21 protein-coding genes, 8 tRNA genes and 1 other RNA gene are annotated in these 20,515 nt (G+C 34.9%); 13 read left to right on the top strand and 17 right to left on the bottom strand.

Features of this window, described 5'->3' with window-relative positions; all coding sequences use genetic code 11:
- Positions 1 to 210: 210 nt before the first annotated feature.
- Entirely contained in the window at positions 211 to 1,338 is a 1,128-nt protein-coding gene (locus MQX03_RS13685) for a hypothetical protein (RefSeq protein WP_242803734.1), read from the bottom strand.
- Between the two features lie 273 nt (positions 1,339 to 1,611).
- Between MQX03_RS13685 and MQX03_RS13680 the strand changes: the two genes are divergently transcribed.
- A complete protein-coding gene (locus tag MQX03_RS13680) occupies positions 1,612 to 2,040 on the top strand; it encodes a MauE/DoxX family redox-associated membrane protein (RefSeq protein WP_242803731.1) in 429 nt (142 codons plus the stop codon).
- A gap of 280 nt (positions 2,041 to 2,320) precedes the next feature.
- The gene (locus MQX03_RS13675) at positions 2,321 to 2,650 is read left to right on the top strand and encodes a hypothetical protein (RefSeq protein ID WP_242803729.1); all 330 of its coding nucleotides are present in this window, start codon (positions 2,321 to 2,323) and stop codon (positions 2,648 to 2,650) included.
- Positions 2,651 to 2,709: 59 nt separating this feature from the next.
- On the opposite strand, the gene MQX03_RS13670 is transcribed toward MQX03_RS13675, so the two are convergent.
- The 12 genes from MQX03_RS13670 to rpsU form a co-directional block, all read right to left on the bottom strand.
- Positions 2,710 to 3,564, bottom strand: a complete 855-nt coding sequence (locus MQX03_RS13670) for a RagB/SusD family nutrient uptake outer membrane protein (RefSeq protein WP_394801751.1) — start codon at positions 3,562 to 3,564, stop codon at positions 2,710 to 2,712.
- A gap of 296 nt (positions 3,565 to 3,860) precedes the next feature.
- Positions 3,861 to 3,945: transfer RNA gene (locus MQX03_RS13665), tRNA-Ser, on the bottom strand.
- Between the two features lie 179 nt (positions 3,946 to 4,124).
- Positions 4,125 to 4,196, bottom strand: a tRNA-Thr gene (locus MQX03_RS13660).
- 40 nt (positions 4,197 to 4,236) lie between these two features.
- Positions 4,237 to 4,309 (bottom strand) — tRNA-Gly (locus MQX03_RS13655).
- 85 nt (positions 4,310 to 4,394) lie between these two features.
- Positions 4,395 to 4,475, bottom strand: a tRNA-Tyr gene (locus MQX03_RS13650).
- 19 nt (positions 4,476 to 4,494) lie between these two features.
- Positions 4,495 to 4,568 (bottom strand) — tRNA-Thr (locus MQX03_RS13645).
- A gap of 91 nt (positions 4,569 to 4,659) precedes the next feature.
- Positions 4,660 to 4,732: transfer RNA gene (locus tag MQX03_RS13640), tRNA-Gly, on the bottom strand.
- 86 nt (positions 4,733 to 4,818) lie between these two features.
- Positions 4,819 to 4,899: transfer RNA gene (locus MQX03_RS13635), tRNA-Tyr, on the bottom strand.
- 20 nt (positions 4,900 to 4,919) lie between these two features.
- Positions 4,920 to 4,993: transfer RNA gene (locus MQX03_RS13630), tRNA-Thr, on the bottom strand.
- A gap of 108 nt (positions 4,994 to 5,101) precedes the next feature.
- On the bottom strand, positions 5,102 to 5,392 hold the full coding sequence (locus MQX03_RS13625; protein WP_129535964.1) for an HPF/RaiA family ribosome-associated protein: 291 nt from the start codon (positions 5,390 to 5,392) through the stop codon (positions 5,102 to 5,104).
- Positions 5,389 to 6,276, bottom strand: a complete 888-nt coding sequence (locus MQX03_RS13620) for a tyrosine-type recombinase/integrase (RefSeq protein ID WP_242803726.1) — start codon at positions 6,274 to 6,276, stop codon at positions 5,389 to 5,391. Before MQX03_RS13620 ends, MQX03_RS13625 begins: the two co-directional genes overlap by 4 nt.
- A gap of 78 nt (positions 6,277 to 6,354) precedes the next feature.
- Positions 6,355 to 6,552: a 30S ribosomal protein S21 gene (gene rpsU / locus MQX03_RS13615; protein ID WP_034723363.1), complete on the bottom strand. Its 198-nt coding sequence runs from the start codon at positions 6,550 to 6,552 to the stop codon at positions 6,355 to 6,357.
- Between the two features lie 159 nt (positions 6,553 to 6,711).
- On the opposite strand from rpsU, the gene ssrA reads away from it, so the two are divergent.
- The 7 genes from ssrA (at position 6,712) to pyk (ending at position 12,409) form a co-directional block, all read left to right on the top strand.
- Positions 6,712 to 7,110: a transfer-messenger RNA gene (gene ssrA / locus MQX03_RS13610) on the top strand.
- Between the two features lie 127 nt (positions 7,111 to 7,237).
- Positions 7,238 to 7,408, top strand: a complete 171-nt coding sequence (locus MQX03_RS13605; RefSeq protein ID WP_129535961.1) for a lmo0937 family membrane protein — start codon at positions 7,238 to 7,240, stop codon at positions 7,406 to 7,408.
- Positions 7,409 to 8,229: 821 nt separating this feature from the next.
- Positions 8,230 to 8,469: an acyl carrier protein gene (locus MQX03_RS13600; protein WP_002976354.1), complete on the top strand. Its 240-nt coding sequence runs from the start codon at positions 8,230 to 8,232 to the stop codon at positions 8,467 to 8,469.
- Positions 8,470 to 8,500: 31 nt separating this feature from the next.
- Positions 8,501 to 9,745 carry a beta-ketoacyl-ACP synthase II gene (gene fabF / locus MQX03_RS13595; protein ID WP_129535960.1) on the top strand — a complete coding sequence of 415 codons (1,245 nt, stop codon included), beginning with the start codon at positions 8,501 to 8,503 and terminating at the stop codon, positions 9,743 to 9,745.
- A 10-nt stretch (positions 9,746 to 9,755) separates the two neighbouring features.
- Positions 9,756 to 10,520 carry a ribonuclease III gene (gene rnc, locus MQX03_RS13590; protein ID WP_129535959.1) on the top strand — a complete coding sequence of 255 codons (765 nt, stop codon included), beginning with the start codon at positions 9,756 to 9,758 and terminating at the stop codon, positions 10,518 to 10,520.
- Positions 10,498 to 10,971 (top strand): IPExxxVDY family protein, encoded by a 474-nt coding sequence (locus tag MQX03_RS13585; RefSeq protein ID WP_242803725.1) that lies wholly within the window; start codon positions 10,498 to 10,500, stop codon positions 10,969 to 10,971. The genes rnc and MQX03_RS13585 overlap by 23 nt, the downstream gene beginning before the upstream one ends.
- Complete coding sequence (gene pyk / locus MQX03_RS13580) at positions 10,964 to 12,409, top strand: pyruvate kinase (RefSeq protein ID WP_129535957.1); 1,446 nt, start codon at positions 10,964 to 10,966, stop codon at positions 12,407 to 12,409. Before MQX03_RS13585 ends, pyk begins: the two co-directional genes overlap by 8 nt.
- A gap of 55 nt (positions 12,410 to 12,464) precedes the next feature.
- On the opposite strand, the gene MQX03_RS13575 is transcribed toward pyk, so the two are convergent.
- From MQX03_RS13575 to hutI, 4 genes are all read right to left on the bottom strand, one after another.
- On the bottom strand, positions 12,465 to 13,757 hold the full coding sequence (locus MQX03_RS13575) for an aldehyde dehydrogenase family protein (protein WP_242803724.1): 1,293 nt from the start codon (positions 13,755 to 13,757) through the stop codon (positions 12,465 to 12,467).
- Positions 13,758 to 13,885: 128 nt separating this feature from the next.
- A complete protein-coding gene (hutG, locus tag MQX03_RS13570; RefSeq protein WP_242803723.1) occupies positions 13,886 to 14,800 on the bottom strand; it encodes a formimidoylglutamase in 915 nt (304 codons plus the stop codon).
- Positions 14,801 to 14,814: 14 nt separating this feature from the next.
- Positions 14,815 to 15,915, bottom strand: a complete 1,101-nt coding sequence (locus MQX03_RS13565) for a DUF695 domain-containing protein (RefSeq protein WP_242803722.1) — start codon at positions 15,913 to 15,915, stop codon at positions 14,815 to 14,817.
- 1 nt (position 15,916) lies between these two features.
- A complete protein-coding gene (gene hutI, locus MQX03_RS13560) occupies positions 15,917 to 17,143 on the bottom strand; it encodes an imidazolonepropionase (protein ID WP_242803721.1) in 1,227 nt (408 codons plus the stop codon).
- Positions 17,144 to 17,352: 209 nt separating this feature from the next.
- On the opposite strand from hutI, the gene ruvB reads away from it, so the two are divergent.
- Genes ruvB through coaE form a run of 4 tightly spaced genes read left to right on the top strand, consistent with a single transcriptional unit; the run spans position 17,353 to position 20,504 of the window.
- On the top strand, positions 17,353 to 18,375 hold the full coding sequence (gene ruvB / locus MQX03_RS13555) for a Holliday junction branch migration DNA helicase RuvB (protein WP_047444967.1): 1,023 nt from the start codon (positions 17,353 to 17,355) through the stop codon (positions 18,373 to 18,375).
- Position 18,376: 1 nt separating this feature from the next.
- Positions 18,377 to 18,994: an FMN-binding negative transcriptional regulator gene (locus tag MQX03_RS13550; protein ID WP_242803719.1), complete on the top strand. Its 618-nt coding sequence runs from the start codon at positions 18,377 to 18,379 to the stop codon at positions 18,992 to 18,994.
- 11 nt (positions 18,995 to 19,005) lie between these two features.
- Positions 19,006 to 19,872: an MBL fold metallo-hydrolase gene (locus MQX03_RS13545; RefSeq protein ID WP_242803718.1), complete on the top strand. Its 867-nt coding sequence runs from the start codon at positions 19,006 to 19,008 to the stop codon at positions 19,870 to 19,872.
- Positions 19,873 to 19,874: 2 nt separating this feature from the next.
- Entirely contained in the window at positions 19,875 to 20,504 is a 630-nt protein-coding gene (gene coaE / locus MQX03_RS13540) for a dephospho-CoA kinase (protein ID WP_242803716.1), read from the top strand.
- Positions 20,505 to 20,515: the final 11 nt, after the last annotated feature.

Genomic DNA, 20,515 nt, shown 5'->3' with positions numbered 1-20,515 from the left:
TCTTCAATGATTTCGGGACTGTGTGTTTTTTTCTTTTCAGAAGTTTTTTTGTTCGCAATTAGAAAAGAATGATACTTCCTGAACTTTTTCCATATTTTAATAAATTTTCCAAGAAATTTATTTTCTCTATTACGCAGCCTGATTATTAAAAAAAATAAAAGAACAATTATAACTGGCGTAGCAATTAGAAAGTAAAAATCATTATGCAGTTTATTCTCCCATATTTGTTTTTCTTCTAGTAATCTTTCCGTAGATTTTTGAAGACAACATTGCAAAATCAACATTCAAGGTTGAATTCGTTAGTAAAAACTGGTCACTATAATACAGTCGCTTACCCAAACTACTGTTCTCTGTTGCATCCGTAATGAGGTACTTATAACTTGACCGGATCTCGGGAGTAGTAAATTGAACCTTGTTAATCATAGAGTCCACTTTATTCAGATAAACCAGTGATTCTACTCTGTTTCCTTTGAGCCAATATAGTTTCCCTAAGTAAAAATAAACAGCGGTTAATGAGTTATAATCCTGATTATTGACCAAAATATCGCGTGAAAGTTCCAAATGTTTAAGTGCTTCATCTGTATTCCCTTTTCTTAAAAGTTGTACACCTTTCCCTTTTTGAAAGTAGCCATATTCAAGTAAATGCTCATTGATGTTTTTCAATTTTTGTAACCCTATGCTAATCAATGAATCTTCCTTGTTGTATAAACGAAGATTTTCATAACAATTACTCAAGCGGTAAATGCTATTAAAATAGCCTGACTCATTATTCAACCTTATGTTCGGGTGAAGGTTTTCTTTCATATGTTCCTCAAAATACTTCGTAGTATTTCTAAAGTGAACTGCAGCTTCTTCGTAGTAGCCCAAATAACTTTTTACCATCCCGAGATGATAGTCTATTTTATTTATCAGATAATCGTTGCTTGAATTCCGAGAAAATTGATAAGCCCTAAGGTATTGCTCCAAAGCATACTTATATTGTCTCTTGTTATAATAGTAAATAATGCCTTTTCCGAGGTATGCTCTGGAAATAATATCACGGTCACCAGATTTGAATGCCACCACGATAGCACTGTCGGCATAAGACAATTTGCGGTTGATGTCTTCGGTGTAGTATATGGCATCTTCATAACCTATAATCTGCTTTTTCCAATTATTTTCTTTTTTTGCTTTTTCTATATACTTATTCACAAAAACCATTGCCCTTGAATCGTTTTCAGGGTAGTTTTCATACAAGTCTGAAATCGTCTTGTATGATAAGCTTTGTAATTCCTGGGCATTTAAAAAAAAGAAGAACAAATTAAAAATCAAAAGTGAAATCTTATGATGATAATGCATAACATTATGATATATTCAAATTTACCGGAAAAATCTATTACAAAATGTATTTGAACAAGCTTCGAGTTCGGCTCCATTCCTAATAAATCTATAAATAATTAATTTTCAATTAGTTAAAAATAAATATAGTGGGAAGGATGTATATTTCATTACATAGAAAACATATTTCTTTCCCGCTATTGTTTTTCTCAACCTCACAGTCAGTGTAATTTAGATGTAAGAATTCCAAGTGAATCAATCATCAAAGCAATTTTAAATAAATCATAAAATATTATGACAAAAGTCAAAACAAGAGTCGTAGAATTCATCAGCTATTTCTTTATACTGTTGTTTTGTTATGCCAGCATCAGTAAAATAATGGATTTTGAAAATTTTCAGATTCAGATTTCGGAATCACTTTTATTAAGTGCATATGCTGAATTCTTACCCTTTGCAATTATTATTCTGGAATTGATCATTGCAGGATTATTGTGTTATCGGAAGACCAGAAATACAGGATTGATTGGAAGTTTTGTTTTGATGCTGATTTTCACTGGATACATTTTTTACATAATTCAAACCTCTGAAAATCTTCCTTGTTCCTGTGGAGGAATTTTAGAGAAAATGAGTTGGACTCAGCATCTGATTTTTAACATTGGATGTGTCGTTCTTTCTGTTATCGCTTTAGGTTTAAATCTAAGATACAGCAGGCCTGCTGAATAAGTATGTTACCGTAATTACTTACGGACAATTATGATTGGAATTTGTTATTAAAGTTTAACCTTAGAATTAGACGGTCGAAAGCTGTCTAACAATCCGAAACTCTAAAATGAATTTATTAACAACAATTTGTTTGAGAATATGTAGAATAGGATATTTTGGTACGACAAGATTCGTTAATCTATGGGTATAACTAATTATTTCACCTAATCAATCGTACTTCTCAGGCAGGTTTCTAAAGTTTTTATGGTAATCTTTTTTGATATATAAAAAGACCAATAAAATGAGATTCAACCAATTTTTGAAAATCAATGCAGTAGCTATTGCTGCTGTTATGTTTACAGGCGCAATGATGTCGTTTAAAATAGCTGAGAAAAAAGAAAAAGCTGTAGCACAGACTTTTTACTATATTAGTAACGACATGACAGCCAATGCATTCCGAGATGTTTCGCATTGGAGCACATCAACGATCCCGACAGATTGTTCACCTGAAGAACCGGTAAGACCTTGTAAGGTAACCGTTCCTGATGGCAGTTCACTGAGTGCTGTTTTAGGTTCTAAGACCAACAGTGAAGTTTTAGCGATATCAGAAGGTTATAGACCTGAGCCTTAATCGTGTGATTTAGCTAATAATTTGGGGTGGAAATTTCCACCCCATTTTTATTTATTAACTTACCTCGGATTCTGAGGCATTCCCGTCATTTTTATAATATCTTCAGGAATGGCTATCGCATAACGAAGATCATTGGGTGGCAATATATAAGTTGTTCCATTTACGATTCTTTCCAGAGAAATTCCTGCGCCGTCACGGTTATACCTTTTCAAATCTGACCATCGCAAACCACGAAACAATAATTCCTTTCTTCTTTCCTTTAAAATAATATCCAACGCTTGACTCTGTGAATTAGCTGTCATCGGAATATACGTTCCTGTTTTCCAACGTGTTTTTAATAACTCATTTAAGGTTTGCATAGCTTTCGTTATATCGTTAAGCCGGGCGTAACTTTCAGCTACATTAAGATAGATTTCATCTGTTGCTAAACAAGTCATTCTCGTAGCACCTCCTGAATAGTTTCCTTTAAATAGTATTTGCTGTGTTGTATTAAATCTAAAATAAATGCTCTTTCTCAAATCATTATTGTCATAAGTGTTATACAATGATTGCGAAATTTTAGCCATAGAACTAGACAAAAACTGTGAATATACCATAGAAGAATGAAGGAGCACTTCAATATTCATTGATTTTATCGGATAAGAATCGGAAGGATTCAAGGTGTTGAAGTCTATTAATTTATCATTGATGGAAAGAGTTTGCTTCCCATATTCCAAGGCATTTTGATAATCTCCCATAAACAAATATGCTCTGGAAAGATAGCCTAATGCGGTTGCTTTTGATGGTCGAATCAGTGCAATTTGTGCATCAGTCAATAACGTAACCGCTTCTTTTAGATCACTAATAATCTGACTATAAGTTTCTTTTAGGGATGATCTTTTGGAAGGAATATTCATATCCGGATCTAATCTCAGTGGTAATCCCAGATCTGTATAAAAGATTGAATGTTTTGTTCATGATGTGGTAACTTTAATTGTTTAATAATTTAGTTTTTGTTACCACTTTTTGCAAGATATACAATAGTTAGACTGCCTATTGGTCAGGTTTCCCTGAGTTTTTCGTGACCTATTTTCCAATTTTCACAATGGATCACTAAAAAGGTCATAAAAATCGTGACCTATTTTGATTTTTTTTGATTCTAGCGCAAAACAAAAAACGCTGTAAACATTGATGTTTACAGCGTTTTAGCTTATTTTAGTTTCTCAACCAGCGGAGAGAGAGGGATTCGAACCCCCGGACCTGTTACAGTCAATAGTTTTCAAGACTATCGCAATCGACCACTCTGCCATCTCTCCATTAACTCCGATTATTATCGTTGTTTTTGGTGGTGCAAATATAAAACGTTTTTTTGAATCTCCAAAATATATTTTTAAAATTTACAATAAATATTTTTTTGATGCTTTTGTGAATTCATGAGATCCTAAAGATGAAATTTTAAGCAAAAAAAATCCCGAAGAAATCGGGACAAAAAGTGAGCCAACTACGGGACTTGAACCCGTGACCTCTTCCTTACCAAGGAAGCACTCTACCGCTGAGCTAAGTCGGCCTGAAACAAAAAATCACACCAGAAGCGTGATTTTTGAATGAGCGGAAGACGAGGGTCGAACTCGCGACATTCAGCTTGGAAGGCTGACGCTCTACCAACTGAGCTACTTCCGCAATTTTGTTTCCAAAACTATTGGTAAACGCTGTGCAAATTTAGGGTAACCCCTTTAAATCTGCAAGTTTTTTCTAATATAAAATGTGGGGAGAGCAGGATTCGAACCTGCGAAGCCGAAGCAACTGAGTTACAGTCAGTCCCATTTAGCCACTCTGGAATCTCCCCAGATATTTTATATTAAATGAGCCTCCAGAGGGACTCGAACCCACGACCTGCTGATTACAAATCAGCTGCTCTAGCCAACTGAGCTATGGAGGCAATTTAATAAAAACTGAAAGCTATCAGAGAAACTCTACTCTGTGCTGCATCAGCAGTTAAAAAAAATCACGCCTAATGCGGTGTGAAATTGAGCGAAAGACGAGGGTCGAACTCGCGACATTCAGCTTGGAAGGCTGACGCTCTACCAACTGAGCTACTTTCGCAATTTTGTTTCCAAAATTATTGGTTAACGGTTTGCAAATCTAACAAAAATTCTTGAAACTTGCAAGCTTTTTTTTAATATAAAATGTGGGGAGAGCAGGATTCGAACCTGCGAAGCCGAAGCAACTGAGTTACAGTCAGTCCCATTTAGCCACTCTGGAATCTCCCCAGATATTTTATATTAAATTGAGCCTCCAGAGGGACTCGAACCCACGACCTGCTGATTACAAATCAGCTGCTCTAGCCAGCTGAGCTACGGAGGCAAAATAAAAAAAGATTTCAAAAAACGATTGTTCCTTTTTGCGAGTGCAAATATAGAACAGATTTTTTGAAATCTCAAACTTTTTTAGAAACTTTTTTTAATTTATTTTCTATGCTAATTCTTTTTTCTTGATTAACAGTTTCTTAGCTGCGTCTACACATTGGTCTAAACTTTCTTCAAAACTCGTACTTGTCTTTTTCACGACGATATCTTCACCCGGAACTACCAAAATAAGCTCTGTTGTCTTATTGGATTTGTCTGAATTGTTTTCTACTTTCAAGAACACTTTGCATTCCTGAAGCTTGTCGTAAAACGTATTAAGCTTGCTTACTTTTTTGTCAACGTGCGACTCTAGTGGTTCGTGTGGAGTTAAGCCGATTGCTTGTACTGAAATCTTCATAATTCTTCTTTTTTAACAGCTCTTGGATGAGCTTGATTAAACACTTTTTTCAACTGTTCTATATTGGCATTCGTGTACACCTGAGTGCTTGCAAGACTAGAATGCCCTAATATTTCTTTTACTTTAGATATCTCTGCCCCATTATCCAAAACATGCGTAGCAAAGCTATGTCTTAAGATGTGCGGACTTCTTTTTTCCTTCGAAGTAACAAGACTAAGGTACTTATTAACCACTACATAAACAAATTTTTCTGTCAGTTTTTTTCCCTTTTTGTTGACAAAGAAATATTGTTTAAAATCTTCATGAGGTTTTCTGATTTCCAAATAGCCTTTGAGTAGTTTTGCTAAGTCAGGTGAAATAGGAACATAACGTTCTTTATTTCCTTTACCTAAAATTTTCAATTGTTCGCCTTCTAAATTTACACTCTCAAATATTAAGCCACAAAGCTCAGCCTTTCTGATTCCTGTCTGATACAAAACCTCAACGATGCATTTTTCTAAAATATCGTCAACATTGACTAGAATCTTATCCTGAAGCACCTCCATTTCCTCCATAGACATGGGAATTTGCTTCTCTGCATAAAATTTAAGGGAAGTAACCGTTTCTACAGGAGAAACTTCAATTTCGCCTAATCTTAAAAGAAAAAGGTAAAAACTGCGGAGCGAAGACAATTTACGATTGATACTTCTCTTTGAAATATCATTTTCACTAAGTTCAACGATAAAATTTCTGATAGTTTTTTTATTAGCCTTGACAATATTTTCTGAACCTTCCGTTTTAAGATAAAAAGAAAAAAAATCGTCAAGATCCTTACGGTAACTTGTAATGGTATGAGGCGAATACCTCTTTTCGAGCTGTAGATAGTCTAAAAACTTCTCTCGCATAATGTATATATAAAACAAAAATCACTCCTCAAATATAACTATTTAAGAAGTGATTTAGTATGTGTTTAAGAAAATCTCTTAAGCTTGTTCTTCCTTGCTTAATCCTCTTTGCTTATAAGCTGCTTTCAGCCTAGATTGTCTAAGAGTTACAGAAGGCTTAATAAAAGCTTGTCTAGATCTTAATTGACGAACTGTACCAGTTTTATCAAATTTTCTCTTGTATTTTTTAAGTGCTCTATCGATGGATTCACCATCCTTTACAGGTATTATTAACATAATTTACATCTCATTTTGGATTGCAAAAATATAACTTTTTTCTTGATTAGCAAATTATTTGTCTATAAAATTGATATTAATTCTGAAATTTCTAAACACAACTTTTTAATATGAATTGAATTTAAACAAAATATTGTATCTTTGCCTCTACGTAAACATGGGGTTGACTGGTTTCGACAGCAAGATCAATGGGTAAGTAAGCATGCAGAGAACCGTAGTGCGATCTCTTTAATCCCTTGCTACAAACTTTTAACTGGCAACGAAGAGTTCGCTCTTGCAGCTTAATCCGAATAAAGTAAGATTCAAGCGCTTTCCCGAAGATAGTAAGGAAGCAAGATGTCTCACAAATGCTCTATTCTGCGGCGTTTGATTCTGAGATATAGTAATGCAGAAATAAGGTTTTGGGAGCTTTGACCAAGACTCGAAAACTTCAGAAGCTAAGGTTTAAGTTGGGTGTTTGCTCTCTGCTTAGGCACGAAAATCAATAGTAAAATAAGCATGTAGAAATCTTATGTATTGCTTGTTTGGACGAGGGTTCGAATCCCTCCAACTCCACTTTTAAGATTTAAAAGAACTCAAGTTTTGAGTTCTTTTTTTTAATTTACATATACCACAAATTACCATCTACCACCAAAAAGGCACAGTATATGCTAATACTAAAACATAACACCCAAAAAATTTTATTATGAGAAGTTTACTATGGTTAGTCGCAGTCATTTGTATTATCGTTTGGCTTTTAGGTATATTGAATGTCGTACCAGGAATCGGAACTAGTTCTTTAGTACATATATTATTGGTAATTGCAGTTATAGTAGTGCTTTACAATATTATCAGTGGAAGAAAACCACTTGATTAAAAATCTAAACTAAAACTATTTAAAGAAAAAAAACACCAACAAAATTTGTTGGTGTTTTTCTTTGAAAGTAAAAATCAAAATTCATTTTAACACCTTCGTTCTTAATAAGACAACCAAGAATACATGATACCTTATCAATGCATAGATTGAAGAATTGAAAACATTTTTTTCGTTTGCTTTTACTAAATCCAGAAAGGACAACTAGGTGATAAAGCCAATAAACCTGAATTGATGGGTTTATTAGTACAATTATCTACTTTATCCATATTACCTGCAACGAAAGGTACCGTCCAGAATCTGTAAATTCACACATTTAGATAAGTTGAATCAAGAATCTATCTACAAATACTTGAAAGTTCATCCCAAACCTTTCGTGTAATATCTATCTGGTTGACAAAGTCCAGAAATTCACTTTTAAATAATTTACAGTTTTACATCTTCTAAAATAATAGAATTCTGGCTTGACGCATCTTTGTTAAATACAATTCCTATAATTAAGAATCAACATATTGCAATACGCTCTTAAACCTCGCATCTTTTTTAAAGCTTTAGCCGTTTCAGGATGTTATTAAGCGCTCAAAAATTCACTTTTAATGCAATTTTAATAAAAATTTAAACTAAAAAGTTTTGAGAATTAAAAAAATAAAACATCAAAACAAACAATCAGATTTAATTTAAAATCTAAACACCTGAAAACTAAAATACTAAAGTCTGAGACAATAAAATAAGCGGTATTGGTCGACAAAAAAGACTAAAAAAATGTTTTATCGTAAAGAATTTTATATATTTGCACAATCTAACAATTAAAAAAATAATTTACTATGTCAGACATTGCATCAAGAGTAAAAGCTATCATCGCTGATAAGCTTGACGTTGAAGAAACAGAGGTAACTCCAGAGGCTAGCTTCACAAATGATTTAGGAGCTGACTCTTTGGATACCGTTGAGTTAATCATGGAATTTGAAAAAGAATTTAACATTCAGATCCCTGATGACCAAGCAGAAAAAATTACTACTGTAGGGCACGCTATTGCTTACATTGAAGAAGTAGTAAATAAATAATATTCTTCAACAAAGAAAATTTACAAAGTTTATGGAATTAAAAAGAGTAGTTGTAACCGGTTTTGGCGCCTTAACACCCATCGGTAATAATGCGAATGAATACTGGGAAAGCCTGTTAAAAGGTGAGAGCGGAGCCGCTCCGACGACTCTTTTTGATGCCACAAACTTTAAAACAAGGTTTGCTTGCGAGGTGAAAAACTTCGATCCGCTGGATCATTTCGACAAGAAAGACGCCAAAAAGATGGATCGTAACACCCAACTTGGTATGGTAGCTGCCCGTGAGGCAGTTGCTCATTCAAGGATTATGGAAGACAATGTAGACAAACACAGAGTCGGAGTTATCTGGGGTTCTGGAATTGGCGGTTTAGAAACTTTTGAAACTGAAGTTTTAGGGTGGGCAAACACTGATATTCCGAGATTCAACCCTTTTTTTATTCCTAAAATGATTGCGGACATTACACCGGGACATATTTCAATAGAATATGGTTTCCATGGTCCCAATTACACTACTGTTTCTGCTTGTGCTTCATCTGCAAATGCATTGATTGATTCTAAAATGCTGATCCAATTAGGAAAAGCAGACGTTATTGTTTGCGGAGGCTCTGAAGCTGCCGTTACAGCAAGTGGCGTTGGTGGTTTCAATGCGATGATGGCACTTTCTACAAGAAATGACGATCCTAAAACAGCTTCAAGACCTTTTGACAAAGACAGAGATGGTTTTGTATTGGGTGAGGGTGCAGGAGCAATCATTCTTGAAGAATATGAACACGCTGTAAAGCGTGGTGCAACGATATATGCAGAATTATTAGGTGGCGGTATGAGTGCAGATGCACATCACATGACGGCACCACATCCTGAAGGTTTGGGAGCTTATTTAGTAATGAAAAATTGTCTGGAAGATGCAGGATTAACTGCTGATGAAGTAGACCACATCAATATGCATGGTACATCTACTCCATTAGGAGATCAGGCAGAATCTAGTGCAATTTCTAAATTATTTGGTGAGCACGCTTACAATATTCAGATTAATTCTACAAAATCAATGACAGGTCACCTTCTGGGTGCTGCCGGAGTTATTGAAGCTATTGCTGCTTTGGGAGCTATTATTCATGGTATTGTTCCTCCTACAATCAATCACTTTACGGATGATGAAAAAATCGACAGCCGATTAGATTTCACATTCAATAAAGCGGTGAAAAAAGATGTGAAAGTAGCGATGAGTAACACTTTCGGGTTTGGTGGGCACAACGCTTGCGTTCTATTCAAGAAAATCTAATTATTACTGAATGGAGTTACAGAAATACTTTTCTAAATTCCTTCTCAAACAAAGAAAAAAAGTATTAACGGAAAGAGATTATTTCCTGAGCATTGAGCTTAATAAAATTTTAGGCACACCCGTTCAGAATATCAACTTTTACCGCGAAGCTTTTTCTATTAAAAGTTCTTCTAAAAATCAAGACAGTAACTACGAAAGACTTGAGTTTTTGGGAGATTCTGTTTTGGGTACAATTGTTTCATGTCATTTGTTCAGCACTTACCCTAAAGGTAACGAAGGATATATGACGCAGATGAAATCTAAAATTGTAAATAGGAAGAATCTGAATAAATTAGGAGAAGATTTAAAACTTACCGATCTTTTACAAAAAAACAACAATTCTGCTGCTTTAGGAGAGAATATTTCAGGAAATCTCTTTGAAGCTTTGGTGGGAGCTGTTTACCTTGATTTTCAATATGATACCTGCAAAAGAATTGTATTGGAGCGACTTCTTACGCCGTCAGAAATCAACAAGCTTGAAAACAAAATCGTAAGCTATAAAGGTCTTCTGCTGGAATGGAGTCAAAAGAAAAAGGTCAACATCAAGTACGAAACCTGTGAAGAAATTCAGGTGAACAAGAGTATTGTTTTCCGCTGTCACGTGTGGTTAGGTGATGAAAAAATCGCCAACGCTACCGAAACTTCCAAAAAGAAAGCTGAAGAAAAATCAGCACAGAGAGCATTTTATATTTTAAATAAAAAAGAAAATATACTTGGAAATCCAAAAACTGTATGATCTTGACGATATAGAATTTGAAGATATTACCATTGGTTTGGTAAGATTAGCTAAAAATATACCCGATCATGAGTTTTTTTTCAAAATAAATCAAGGGAACGATTTGAAATTTTCAAGAATTAAAGATCTTATTTTTCATGGCGTTTACTATGATTATTATTTTCCAAGATATGAAGCATACCACAAGTTTACAAAGACCTGCTTCACTTTTATTTCTAATAAATCTTCAGATAGTAAACAAAAAAAGTTACAAACTGAACTCTTCTCAGAAGAAGAAAACATTAAATTTTTATTAAATAATCAGACAGAAGTAGAATATATTCTGCATAGTCCGGAACAATTCACTGATTTTTCCGTAATTTTGCTGCCTGAAAATCTTGTGTTTCCAATTCAAGATTACAATTTGAGTTCTGAGGATGAACTCTATCAAATAATACAGTATTATGAATAAGTATTTAAAGAAGACAAAAATTATCGCAACGCTTGGACCCGCTTCCTCATCAAAGGAAGTAATGTTAGGATTGATGAAAGCTGGTGTTGACGTATTTAGAATAAATTTTTCACACGCAGATTACGATTTAGTTCGTTCTAATATTCAAACCATTAGAGAGCTTAATAAAGAATACGGATATTCTGTAGGTATTCTGGCCGATTTACAAGGACCAAAACTTAGAGTTGGTGTTGTAAAAGAAGGTTCTTACTTAAATCCTGGTGATGTTTTAACATTTACCAACGAAAAGATTGAAGGAGATTCTACCAAAGTATATATGACGTATCAGCAATTTCCTCAAGATGTGAATGTTGGTGAAAGAATCTTGATTGACGATGGAAAATTGGTTTTAGAAGTTCTTGAAACGAATAAAATTGATACTGTAAAAGCTAAAACGATTCAGGGTGGACCTTTGAGTTCTAAAAAAGGAGTTAACCTTCCAAATACTAATGTTTCTCTTCCTGCATTGACAGAAAAGGATATTTTGGATGCCAATTTCATGTTGGATATGGAAGTTGACTGGATTGCACTTTCTTTTGTACGTCACGCACAAGATATCATCGATTTGAAAGAATTGATGTCTAAGCACCCGAACGGTAAATTTAAAACACCAATCATCGCTAAAATTGAAAAGCCTGAAGGTGTAAAAAATATTGATCAAATCTTATTGGAATGCGACGGATTAATGGTTGCCCGTGGAGATCTTGGTGTAGAAGTTCCGATGGAAGAAGTTCCTGCTATTCAGAAAACTTTGGTTGAGAAAGCTAGATTCTATTCTAAGCCGGTAATTATCGCTACACAAATGATGGAAACGATGATCAACAGTTTAACACCAACAAGAGCTGAAGTAAATGACGTTGCCAACTCAGTATTGGATGGAGCTGATGCAGTAATGCTTTCTGGTGAGACTTCTGTAGGTAGATATCCTATTCAGGTAGTTGAAAATATGGCGAAAATTGTTCAGAATATTGAGCAGACTAATTTTTACCAACATAAAAATGAGCCGATTGAAAAAGACTTCAACTGTATCGATGAGAGATTTATCACAAACAGAGTATGTCTTGCTGCAGTAAGAATTGCAAAGAGTACCAACGTTTCTGCAATTGTTACTTTAACGAATTCAGGATATACAGCATTTCAGATTTCTGCTCACAGACCCAATTCTCACATCATTGTTTACAGTGCCAACAAGCGTGTAATCACGATGTTGAACTTACTTTGGGGAGTTCGTGCTTATCATTATGATATGCATAAATCCACAGATGAAACAATTATTCAGGTAAATATGCTGACACACAATCACGGTTATATTGAAACCGGAGATTTTGTAATCAACATCAACGCTACTCCATCTTATGAAGGCGGAAAAACGAATACTTTGAGATTAACAACAGTTTAATCTTTTTGATATAAATAAAAAAACTCTCGAAAAAATCGAGAGTTTTTTTATGCTATTATTTTCCTAAAATAGTCTTCGCCGTCACAAACTCTTTTAAAGCCAATAAAGAAAGCTCCGTTCCATATCCTGAAGACTTTGTACCTCCGAACGGAAAACGTGGATCAGAACTCGTCATTCTGTTGATATTCACCGTTCCTGATTCCAATTCATTGATAAAAAATTGCTGACGATCCAAATTTTTAGTCCAGACTGAATTTGAAAGTCCAAAAGGAATATTGTTTGCCATATCCAGAGCTTCATCATCGTTCTGAGCAATCATGATCATTCCCAAAGGACCAAATAATTCTTCCTGCAAAATAGGATTGCCTTCTTTCACACTGATTAATCCCGGGTTAAATTCTGTATCAGAAATTCTTTCCAAAGGAATAAGCGCTTCTGCCCCATTATCTAAAGCCTTCTGATATTGTTTTTCTAAATCATCTGCCAAATCCGGTCTTGCCATTCCTCCTAATTTAGTTTCTTTATTCATCGGATCGGCAGGCACATATTTTTTGTACTCTTCTATAAATTTAGGTAAGAAATCATATTCAACATCTTTCTGAATGATAAATCTTTTTGCCGCAACACAAGTCTGTCCACAGTTTTGAAGTCTTGCCAAAGCACCTACTTTTGCGGCTTCATCTAAATCCGCATCATCCAAAACGATAAAAGCATCACTTCCACCCAATTCAAGCAAAGATTTTTTGATTTTCTGCCCGGCAATTGATGCGACTTCGGCACCTGCTTTTTCGCTTCCGGTAAGACTTACACCTTTAATTATCGGATGTTCAAGAATTTCTTTTACTTCTTTGTGCCCAACTTCTAAATTCTGAAAAACACCTTCAGGAAAACCAGCTTCCAAAAATATTTTTTCAATCGCATTTCCACTTCCGAAACATATTGAAGCATGTTTCAAAACAACAGTATTTCCGGCTAAGATTGCAGGCGTTGCGAATCTTAAAACCTGCCAGAAAGGAAAATTCCAAGGCATTACGCCAAGAATAACACCTTTCGGAACATAATGAATTTCAGAAATTTTATATTCAGATTCTATTTTTTCGGTTTGTAAAACATTGTCAGCCTCTGCATAATAATTCATCATCAACGCACATTTTTCTACTTCTGAGATAGATTGCGAAATGGGTTTATTCATTTCTTTGGTAATGATGGTGCCGAATTCTTCTGACTTTGCTTTAAATAATTCTGCAGCTTTTGCAATAAGTTTTTGTCTGTCTGCAAAAGTTACTTTTTTCCACTCTGTAAAAGCTTTGTCTGCTTTTATGAGTTTACTTTCGATTGATTGTTCCATGTTGTAATTTCATTTAAAAAATTCAAAAATGAATTTTCTGCTTTTGGATAAAGCATGAGTAAGGCAACAAAATATGTTCCTTCGTTATATTTAAAAAAATGATAATCTCTATTGACTTAATTTGTCTTTTAGATCATCAGCCATTCATTCACCAAGCTTGCTGCTAACCTTGCTGTTCGTTCCTGAATATCATATTGAGGATTAACTTCAGCAACATCTAATGCTACCAGTTTTTCACTCCTTAGAATATGCTTATAAAAATGCATAAATGCTGCATCCGTAAACAATCCGTTGTAAGCTGCAGCTGAAACTCCGGGAGCGATTGCGGCATTGAAAACATCCATGCAAATCGTAAGATAAACCACATCCACAGACTCTATCAACTCAGTAATACGTTCGTAAACCGAAGGAAGATTTTCAAAAAACAGCTCGTCTGCCAAAATATATTTCATCCCAAACTGATGAGCAGTATCAAACAATTTTAAAGTATTTGAATTTCTCTGAATCCCAATATGCAGCGTATGATTGTTTTCTTCCTGAGCAATTTGCCAAAATCCGGTTCCGGAACTTGCTCCAACTCCATCTTCTGGTTTTCTGTTGTCAAAATGAGCATCGATATTGATGATTCCAATTTTTTTATCCGGAAAAGCATTTCTAATTCCTGAGTAATGGGCAAAAGTGACTTCATGGCCACCACCCAATACAAGAGACTTCGCACCTTTCGCCAAAACCTGAGCAACATTTTCTGCAAGAGCATTTTGAGCTTTTTCTAAATCTCCATCTTCGCAAGTAATATTTCCAAAATCAAGCATCGAAAAATCCGGCAAGATCACAGGGAAATTAGCCATGTTTTTTCTAATAATGTCCGGTGCATCTTTCGCTCCTACTCTGCCTTTATTTCTTTTAACACCTTCATCTACTGCAAAACCATGTAAAACGAAATCATTAGTTATAATAAGATCATGATTTTCTGCTTCCTGCACACGCTGAAAAAGTCTGTGAAACAATGGTTCTTCTCCGTCTAATCTTCCTTGCCAGATCATAATTTTATCTAATTTTAATTGATATTATAGCGTTCGAAACTTTGCCAGTATTTGTCTTTATAAATTTCAAGTGACATTTTATATTCGGGGTTGTCTTTGATAATTTTTTGAAGAATCTTAGATACAGACCTGAAATCTTTACTTGCAAAATAAATTTCTCTTACCCCATCTGCACTTTCTCTTCCAATGTAAAGATTTCCTTCCTCATTTTTCAGATTCTGAAAAGCCGTTTCTTCTATGGTATTTAATTTCTCGTAGTCTTCGTTTTCTGGAAGCCCGTTATTTTCTTCTCCATTGTAGTGAATTTTTAAAACAGAAATCCATGGGTAAGATGCCTTAGCATCATATTTTAATGAAGTTGTATTAATTGTAGCAATCAATGGCAATCCGTTATTTAAGACTGCTTCGAGAACTGTGTAAGCATCTTCTTCACTGAAATCTTTTACGTTTTTATATTTTTCCGTAAATTCTCTTTCTCGCCACTGCAAGTAATCTTTCAGTTTCGTGATTGGGATGAGTTCATTTTTGACTTCATCTTTTCCAATGACGTTAAAAGTATCGATCTGCGTTGCAAAATTTAATTCACCTAAAAAATTATCCAAAAAGATGCAGACTCCTGTTACTGCAGAATCTTTATTATCGGCGTTCAAATGATCGTAAACGAATGTGATGTCAATCTCGTCTGGATAACCATCGATTTCATTTGCGTAAAAGTGAATGTTTTCTGTATTGAATTCAAGACCTTCCATACGAATGCCGCTGTCTAAATTCATCTCAGGTTTTAAAGCCGTAAACTTCCAATGATTTGCTGTTGGTGCAGCAGCAATGATTTCTTCTGCAAAAACTATATTTTTAATTTCTCCTTCTGCAGTAATGATCAATTCTACGGTTTCATCGTCGCTCATCCCTGCAAGAAAGTAAAAACCTTCATTGATCTTGCGCAGTTGCGATGACATCAAATCAAAAAAGTCAGTTTCAATATGAGTACGGTTTTTCACAATCGCATGAAACTCTTTTTCTTTCGTTAAAAACCAATTCCAGAAATCCTGATAGGTTTGAATTTCAACATCCACATTTTCTTCTTTTTTTCCGAAAACTTTATCAAATATTCCCATCTTATTTTACTTTTGTGCCATCAATAAAAACACTTTCAGCTTTTAAACTTCCCTGATTGTACAATACATTCTGGAAATTATCTGTTTTATAAGTTACAAAATCTGCTTTCATATCTTTTTCCAACCTGCCTCTGTCTTTTAAACCTAATGCAAAGGCTGAACGGAAAGTCATTCCCGCCAAAACTTCAGCGGTAGTTAGCTTTTCATACGTTGCTAAAATTGATGCCTGAGTAATTAAATTCCCCATCGGTGCAGAACCCGGATTCCAGTCACTAGCTATTGCCAAAATTGCGCCAGCATCCAATAATTTTCTTGCTGGTGTAAACTTTTCTCCCAAACCTAAACTTGCGCCGGGCAAAGCAGTTGCAACGGTATCTGACTGAGCTAAAAATTCAATATCTTCATCAATGGTCGCTTCTAAATGATCTGCAGATTGTGCACCCACTTCGACAGCAATTCTTGAACTACCAGGTGTAAATTGATCTGCATGAACCGTAATTTGAAAACCTAAGTCTTTAGTTTTAAGCAAAAAATCTTTGCTTTCTTCAGGTTGAAATGCTGATTTCTCAATAAAAATATCTACTCTATTGGCAAGGTTTTCTGCTTTTACTTTTGGTAAAATTTCAGCTAAAATATAATCTAAATATGCTTTATTGTCTCCCTCAAAATCTCTCGGTTTTAAATGTGCAGACAAACAAGTCGGAACTAATGTTGCTTTAGTTTGAGTTTGTGCTTTTTTAATGATTCGAAGCATTTTTAATTCGTTTTCTACATCCAAACCATAACCACTTTTTACTTCAATCGTGGTGATCCCTAGAGAAATTAAAATATCAATTCTTTCTAATAAAGTTTTCAACAATTCTTCTTCGGAAGCATTTCTGGTATGCAGTACAGAACTCCAGATTCCGCCGCCACTTTCAGCAATTTCTAAATATGTTTTCCCGGCATTTCGCATGGCAAAATCATTGGCACGGTTTCCTCCAAAACAAATATGGGTGTGAGAATCTACCAAAGCCGGAAGAGCGATTTGTTCGCCTTCAATTGCGTCAATCTCTATATTTTGATTTTCTAATTTTAGAGTTTCAAAATCTCCAACTTTTTGAATTTTGTGATCATCTACTAAAATTCCGGCATCAACAATAACTTCAAGTTGCTCGTCTGAAAGTTTTCCTCTTAAGGGAATATTGGCAAGTGTTACAACCTGCTTGAAAGGTCCAATTAATTTCATTAAATTAAGGTTAAGTTTGAGGTTGAGGCCAAAACCGCAACGCTGAAATTTTCTCTCTCAAAATTACTTAAAATATATCAATTTGTTAAATCGTGTGTCTTCAGACTTGTAGCCTTAATGTAAACCTTAAACTCCGTCTTAAATTTTCCTCAATCTCAGTCTCAGCCTAAACCTAAATTTGCTATCTTTGAGGTAAATGAAATGAATTAATGCCAGATTTTTTACATCCTGATAAGGAAAATTATTCCGATGACGAACTCGTACAGGAAGAAAAAATTCGTCCGCAGAGTTTTAAAGATTTTGCCGGACAAAGAAAAACATTAGAGAATCTTGAAGTTTTTGTGGCTGCCGCAAAGAATCGTGGGGGTGCGTTGGATCATGTCCTTCTTCACGGTCCGCCAGGTTTGGGAAAAACAACTTTATCCAATATTATTGCCAACGAATTGGGAGTAAACTGTAAAATTACTTCGGGTCCTGTATTGGATAAACCGGGAAGTCTTGCAGGATTACTTACCAATTTAGAGGAAAATGATGTTCTTTTTATTGATGAAATTCACAGGCTATCACCGATTGTAGAAGAATATCTTTATTCTGCCATGGAAGATTATAAGATTGACATCATGCTGGAAACCGGTCCGAATGCAAGAAGCGTTCAGATTAGCTTAAATCCCTTTACATTAGTGGGTGCTACAACCAGAAGTGGAATGTTGACAAAACCGATGTTGGCGAGATTCGGGATTCAGAGCAGATTAGAATATTATTCAATTGAATTACTTTCAACTATTATTATCAGAAGTGCCCGTGTTTTGGGTGTGACCATTTATGAAGATGCCGCAATTGAGATCGCAAGAAGAAGCCGAGGTACACCAAGAATTGCCAATGCATTGTTGAGAAGAGTTCGTGATTTTGCAGAAATAAAAGGAAACGGAGAAATTGAAATCAACATTACAACATATGCTTTGAATTCTTTAAATGTTGATGAATTTGGTTTAGATGAAATGGATAATAAAATCATGCGTGTGATGATTGAAAATTTCAAAGGAAAACCTGTAGGAATTTCTGCATTAGCAACATCCATCGCTGAAAACCCAGAAACTTTGGAAGAAGTGTATGAACCGTTTTTAATTCAGGAAGGATTTATCATCAGAACGCCAAGAGGACGTGAAGTGACGGAAAAAGCATACCGACATTTGAATATTGCGATACCGAGAAATCCGGGAGAATTATTTTAATATGTTTATACCTAAAATATACCGAAGTGAAGATGATCATTTGATGAAAGAAATCATCAGAAAGAATGCTTTTGCTTTACTGATCTCGTCGGAAAATAAAATCAGAGCAACACATTCTATGATGATGCTCAATGAAGATAACCCAGAGGAAATATACATTGAAACACATATTTCAAGAGCTAATCCACAAGCCAAAATACTGGAGGATGGCGACGAAGTTTTATGTGATTTTTTAGGAGCACACACTTATATTTCAAGCAGCTGGTATGATCATTTGAATGTTTCTACTTGGAATTATGAAGCTGTTCAGGTTTATAGAAAAATCAAACTTATGAATCACGAAGAACTTTATAATCATCTTGAAAAACTTACTTCAAAATACGAGCAATCTCAAAAATGCCCGGTATTCGTAAAAGATATGGGTAAAGAATTTGTAGAAAAAGAAATGAAAGGTGCTTTTGGTATTAAAATCTTTCCTACTGAAATTTATATTAATCAAAAGCTGTCTCAGAACAGGAAAGAATCAGATTATCAAAATATTATTTCTAATCTGGAAAATTCCGGCAATGAAAACAGCAGAAAAATTGCCGACAAAATGAAATCAATACAAATTAAATAACAATATACTATATGAAACTATATCCTATCCAATGTGGAAAATTCAAGCTCGACGGCGGAGCCATGTTTGGAGTCGTCCCGAAAAGTCAGTGGGAAAAAACCAATCCGGCAGACGAAAGAAATTTAATTGAATTAGGAACTCGTTCTTTACTCATTGAAGATGGCAAAAAGCTTATTCTGGTAGACTGCGGCCTCGGCAACAAGCAAGATGACAAATTCTTCGGCCACTACTCTCTTTGGGGCGATGACAGTTTAGATAAAAATTTAAAGAAATATGGTTTTGTAAAAGAAGACATTACCGACGTATTTTTTACACACTTACATTTTGACCATTGCGGTGGTGCCATCGAATGGAATGATGATAAAACAGGCTACAGACCTGCCTTTAAAAATGCTCAGTTCTGGACGAATGAAAATCATTGGCAATGGGCAACAGAGCCAAATGCAAGAGAAAAGGCAAGCTTTTTAAAGGAAAACATTTTACCTATTCAGGAAAGCGGGCAGCTTGGGTTTTTACCTCTTCCGGTTAACGGAAATTACGGTTTCTCACCAGACCTTAAAATGGATGTTATCTTTGTGGATGGTCATACCGAAAAACAAATGCTACCGGTGATTCAATATCAGGAAAAAACCATTGTTTTTGCAGCCGATTTAATTCCTACTGCAGGACATATTCCACAAGTTTATGTGATGGGTTATGATACAAGACCATTATTGACCATTGAAGAGAAAGCAAAGTTTTTGAAGCAATGTGTAGATAATGACTATTTATTATTCTTTGAGCATGATGCTCATAACGAATTGGCCAGCCTTAAAATGACTGAAAAAGGAGTGCGTTTAGATGAAACATTTAGTTTTAATGAAGTTTTTGGTTATTAATTATGGAAGAATTACTTGCAGAAACTCAAAAAGCAGAGCCTGATTCTGCCTCGAAAATAATAGGTCTTACCGGTGGAATTGGTTCCGGTAAAACAACAGTAGCTCAGTACATAGAAGACTGCGGTTTTCCGGTTTATTATTCTGATGACAGAGCCAAAACAATTGTGAACGACAACGAAGTTGTAAAGAATAAAATCAAAGAACTTCTGGGTGCAGATTCTTATGATGAAAATAACATTTACAATAGGAAATTCGTTGCCGGAAAAGTTTTTAATGATGAAGAGTTGTTACTTCAATTGAATGGAATTATTCATCCCGCAGTACGTTTAGATTTTGAAGAATGGGTACGCAAGCAAACCAAATATCTGGTTTTTAAAGAAACCGCTTTGTTGTTTGAATTAAAGCTTAATCTTCAATGCTACAAATCTCTTTTGGTAACCGCAGAAGACAATATAAGACTTAAAAGAGTGATGGATAGAGACTCCAAAACCTACCGTGAAGTGGAAACCGTAATGAATAATCAAATGCCTGAAAAGGACAAGATAAAATTAGCTGATTACGTTATTTACAACAATACCAATCTGGATGATTTAAAAGAGCAGACTGAAAGAATTATTTTTGAAATTGAATAATTGCAATTAGC

Source organism: Chryseobacterium aahli, from assembly GCF_022699665.1.
GTDB lineage: Bacteria > Bacteroidota > Bacteroidia > Flavobacteriales > Weeksellaceae > Chryseobacterium > Chryseobacterium aahli.
This window is presented reverse-complemented; position numbering and strand designations above follow the sequence as displayed.